The sequence below is a fragment of the bacterium genome, assembly GCA_024226335.1.
Taxonomy (GTDB): domain Bacteria; phylum Myxococcota_A; class UBA9160; order SZUA-336; family SZUA-336; genus JAAELY01.
Map to the genome: position 1 here is coordinate 1 of JAAELY010000014.1, position 4322 is coordinate 4322.

A 4322-nucleotide genomic window follows, 5' to 3' on the forward strand; every position below is an offset into this window, starting at 1 on the left:
GAAACATCAAGCGGTTTCTGCGGCTCTCCATCGCCAAGAAACGGGGCAGTTCCGCGCTGTTGTGTTAACCGCAGGTAGCCTCGGGCGAATAGGCGGGCAAGATCGGCGAGATCGATCCGGAGATGCCGGAGATCCCGGAGATGGTTTGGCTCGGTTCGGAAAAAAACGGGACCAGTATTAGTCGTCTGTTTTTTTCTGGCTCGGGTCAGATCATCTCCGGCATCTCCGATCTCCGGAATCCCCATTAAACGCGCTCGACCGTCCATAGCCCCACCTTGCTGCCGTCGTCGTGCGGCTTGGTGAATCGGAAGCCCTCGACCACACGCTCGCGATATTTCCGCAGCGCGTAGCCTAGACGGCTGCTGTCCAGCCGATCTGTCGAGCAGTCACAAAGCGTGGCCAGAGAGTCGAGTAGTTCCGAGTTCCGGTCCCTCGCGACTTCGATGGCCTTCGCCACGGTTATGGGCTCGTGAAACATCTCTCGCCAGATGCGCAGGGCGCTGCGAAGGCCCTCGAGATCGGTGTCAGCCTCAGCCCGTAGGCGCCTAGTGGTTTCCACGGGATCGTCAGCATTGGCCCAGACGAGTGCCCCTCGCACCAGGTTGTCCCATGGGACGAAACTGCCCTTGCTTGGCTTGCCATGCTTGGGGCACCCGGCGAGGCAGTAGGCTCGAAGGATGGTCAACCCAGCCGCGACTAGACGGGGGCGGGACTTGCTAACGTAGGCGATCAGGTCCTTGTGCCGGAAATCCGACCGATCTTCCGGGTGTTCAAGGTCGGAGACCATGTCACTCAGCATCACGCGACGGCCCAGATCCCGGTTGAATGTGAGACCGTTGCCCGTTGCGATCCAAGTTGGGCGTAGAGGAGCCCGCACAACCTTGCTAACGCCGAGCAGTCGATCGGCCCACGTCTCCGACGTGATAGCTGCGGCCAGAATCGGTGATCCGATTGCGCCTTCGAGGTTGTCGAACAACACCAGTTGGGATCCCTCAATCGCCAGGGTAAGAATCAGCTTCCGCAACTCTCGTGAGTCGGGAGTGAGAGTCATCCGAGAGGCCGTCCGACCCGTGGCTATGACCGAGACCGCGTCGGCGGCCAGCGAACCGCCAACGCCGGGGGCGTTCTTTCTAAACACGAACATTGGCGTCGGCCCCTCGATCGCAGGTCGGGCTAGAGTGGTGAGGATGCACGCGAGAAGTACGGATCCATCCGCCAGCGATTTGAAGGGAAACTCGGCAAACGGCTCGAACAACTCTGCCACAGCTCGATTTGCGTCCTCCCGAGTTGGCTTGTCGAAGATGCGAGGGAAATCGGCGTTAGGAACGTACAAGGATGCGGACGCTTCGTCATACCCAGGCTCCTGGAGGATCGTTCCATCAGGCCGAAGCGTCGGGGTCTCCACGACCGTTTCGATGTAGGGGAATGTCCAACGACCTCGGGCTGCAAGAACATCTACCGCCCACCTGGGGGGGAGCGAAGGCACCCAGTCGTCTCTGCTGAACTTCACCCACTTGGCCGAGAGCGCCATCAGCTCGTAGAGCCGAGGGTCGGGAAGCGGGCTGATCAGCGGAGCGTCAGGGGCGCGGGTGTATCCCTTTTTCTTCTTAAAGTGTCGAGTGACCCTGACGAGGATACCGGCCTTGACATAGATCTTTCCCGGAGCGTTGATTGCCAGCGCGTCCAAAGCTGCATCGACGACCTCCTGCACCTCGGTAGTGATCTCGATCACAGGGCGCTTTCCGCTTGATTCCGAACGCCCTCCGTCGGTCGGGATCGTTCGAGGTTCCAGAATCCCCGCGTCGAGACCGGACCGGATCGTCGCTTCAACGGAGTCGAGACCGTCGTCCGTCACAAGACCGTTGTCTTCAGAGGCGCGAAGGAGATCGGTTTCTATGAGTTGCCTCGTGAGTATTCCACCACCCACAAGCTGGCCAAGCGAAAACGCGGATGTGTTGAGCGTCTCGTTTCGTGCCCCTTCGGTTGCTTCGCGAGCCGCGGCCACCTCTGCTTCCAGCGCCGCTTGCGCGTAGCGAGGCAAGCAAGTTCGCGTGCTTGAGTTCGTCTTCTTCTTCGATCGGCGCTTCTTCGCTGTCACCAATTCAACCAGCGAGTCTGGCATCGGGCCTAGCGAGGCTGAAGGTTGATTGCCCATTGGTATGTTTCTCCGCTTTCATGAAGTGATGGGGGGGCGACGACGTAGCCACCGTCGCCACGAATGTCGAGTCCAGGAAGCACGTTCGCCTTGTTAGGGAACGCGCCGTCGGGAGCGAGGAAGTAGAAGTGGGATCCGCCACCTCCGGTACGACATACCGGAGTGGACGGTAAGCTACCGTGAATGCTCTCGAACTCTTGCAGGCTCCGGTCGCCGTCGTGTCTGGGATCAACGTCGAGAACGACGACGCCACTCACCTGGCCAGTGGCGATGCAAATGTTGGCTTCGGGCCATCGTTGCCACCACTCTCGGATCCGCAGTTCGCTGGTGCTCGCCTTGCGTTGCCATTCCCGAATGCGGGGATGCTTGCCTGGCGAACTACACTTCGCGCGGCCACACGTGCACCGTCCATCGCCGGTAACACTGTGGCCAGGGAAGACTGCCATTCCGTTTCTCGCGTATTTCAGGGCGGCGTTGAGATGCGTCGGGTCGCTCATGACGCCCCCTGGGAGCCGCGATGAGTCCGGTCGCGGATCAGTTCTTCGATGTCGTCGCGTCGAAATCGAACCAGCGCTTTGCGTTGGCCTCGCCAAAGTCGAACACTGGGGATCCGGCCAGACGCGGCTGCCTCGTAGACCGTCGCCGGCTTCAACCGCAGAATGCGGCCGACTTCCTCTGCAGTAAGTAGCGTGTCGTGGGTATCAGTGGGCATCGCGAAAACCTCCATCGATGATCCCGGTCGTGACACCTTGTGTCTCCGACGACAGGACCCTGGGAAATCGACGGGGTTATTCGCGCAAGTGGTTTGGAATCAGTCAGATATTGGCGGCGCGGTGTCTTTGAGTCGATTGAGAATGGCGATTCCGTCCTTGCGCAGGCGACGAGCTTTGTGAATCGTCCGGGGGCCAGGCGGTTTTGCGCTCATGTCCGGCGACCGGCTCCAGGAGTGCTCCAATCGGTTTGCCTCGTCGATCATGCGCTCGGCCCGCTCGGCCATCGCGGCTCGCCCTTCCGGTGACGCAGGAACCTGTATCGAGGCACGCACCTCGTGACCGAATCGCGGACTGTTTCTGTTCGCAGTTGGGCGCCCAGGGCCTCGATTCACCAAGTCCGCGATCTTGTGAGGAGGATCCAAGCTGCATCGGATGCGGCTCACCATCGATCGAATTTGCCGAGGTGTGAGTCCAAAGACCTTCGCGATTTCGTCGTAAACGAGTCTTCGGTTCGCGAGTTCTTCCGGCTCGACGAGTACCCTCTGTGCGATGTGAACGGCAGCCGCAAGAACAGTCGCATCAACGCGACGATGTTTCTTGAAGGCGTACTTCACGCCGGAGAGTACCATGAGCAATTTGACCTTTCGCTCGTGACCCGCTTCGGTCTCATTAGGTTGTCGCTTCCGAACGACAAAGCGATACCGAGAACCCCCGTACCTGAAATCGAAGTCCGCAGTCTCCTGCGACAGCTCAACGGGTAGGTGCGCCAATGCTCGTCGAAACGCGGCTGACTCCAGTGCTCGAACCATCGCACTCTTCCACGAGTCGTCACGAATCTCGTTGCGAACCGTCGCGAGTTCTGGGTCAAACCACCATTCGTGCCAGTTCTCGTAGCGGCTAAGGAACTCAGCCATCTTCAAAACTAGTGGGTCGCGTCTGTCCCGAGCGGGAAAAATGAGCAAGAGCCGAATGACCAAACTGCGTCGCCAGGCAGACCGTGGAACCGTGATCACGTTGCGTCGGCACCGATCGCGGGCCAAGCTGGGATTCGGCGCTGAGCCCGTCCAGCCCGCCCTCCGCATCTGGCGGTCGAACGCCTCTGAGTCCGTGGCCGTCCTTGAGGAGATGCCGAGACGTTCCGATGGCTGGAGCCCAGCATTCTTACCGAGCCCCAAGCTCTCCAGCACAGCATCCCATTGCTTCTTATCGTTGCGATCGACGACCTGACGCTGCGGTGGTGCGTAGATCCGTCCGAACTGGACGAAGAACTCAAGGCAGAATTCTTGTTCGAGTTTCTCGATCGTATCGTTTGCCGGGCGTCCTTCGGCGTCGAAGTAGTACGAGCGCGAAGAGTCCCGCGGTTCAGGGTCACGCCCGATGATGTACGAAGCGCTGCTGGAGGGGATGACGATGCCTGTGGTCTCTTCGACGACGCGGTGATTTCGCCATCGGAA

5 protein-coding genes are annotated in these 4322 nt (G+C 60.0%); 1 reads left to right on the forward strand and 4 read right to left on the reverse strand.

Annotated elements, in window-relative coordinates; all coding sequences use genetic code 11:
• Window positions 1-244: 244 nt before the first annotated feature.
• The 4 genes from GY725_00495 to GY725_00510 all read right to left on the reverse strand — a co-directional run bounded on the left by GY725_00495 (window position 245) and on the right by GY725_00510 (window position 3152).
• Window positions 245-2041, reverse strand: coding sequence for a hypothetical protein (locus GY725_00495; GenBank protein MCP4002648.1), 1797 nt, complete (start codon window positions 2039-2041; stop codon window positions 245-247).
• A gap of 86 nt (window positions 2042-2127) precedes the next feature.
• Window positions 2128-2652 (reverse strand): bifunctional DNA primase/polymerase, encoded by a 525-nt coding sequence (locus tag GY725_00500; GenBank protein MCP4002649.1) that lies wholly within the window; start codon window positions 2650-2652, stop codon window positions 2128-2130.
• Entirely contained in the window at window positions 2649-2867 is a 219-nt protein-coding gene (locus tag GY725_00505; protein ID MCP4002650.1) for a helix-turn-helix domain-containing protein, read from the reverse strand. Before GY725_00505 ends, GY725_00500 begins: the two co-directional genes overlap by 4 nt.
• 99 nt (window positions 2868-2966) lie before the next feature.
• The gene (locus tag GY725_00510; protein ID MCP4002651.1) at window positions 2967-3152 is read right to left on the reverse strand and encodes a hypothetical protein; all 186 of its coding nucleotides are present in this window, start codon (window positions 3150-3152) and stop codon (window positions 2967-2969) included.
• 171 nt (window positions 3153-3323) lie between these two features.
• On the opposite strand from GY725_00510, the gene GY725_00515 reads away from it, so the two are divergent.
• Window positions 3324-3629 carry a hypothetical protein gene (locus GY725_00515; GenBank protein ID MCP4002652.1) on the forward strand — a complete coding sequence of 102 codons (306 nt, stop codon included), beginning with the start codon at window positions 3324-3326 and terminating at the stop codon, window positions 3627-3629.
• The last annotated feature ends 693 nt before the right edge of the window (window positions 3630-4322 follow it).

Coding starts and splice junctions, on each gene's coding strand:
- GY725_00500 (MCP4002649.1), bottom strand. CDS start 2,652: ATGAGCGACCCGACGCATCTCAACGCCGCCCTGAAATACGCGAGAAAC.
- GY725_00505 (MCP4002650.1), bottom strand. CDS start 2,867: ATGCCCACTGATACCCACGACACGCTACTTACTGCAGAGGAAGTCGGC.
- GY725_00510 (MCP4002651.1), bottom strand. CDS start 3,152: ATGGCCGAGCGGGCCGAGCGCATGATCGACGAGGCAAACCGATTGGAG.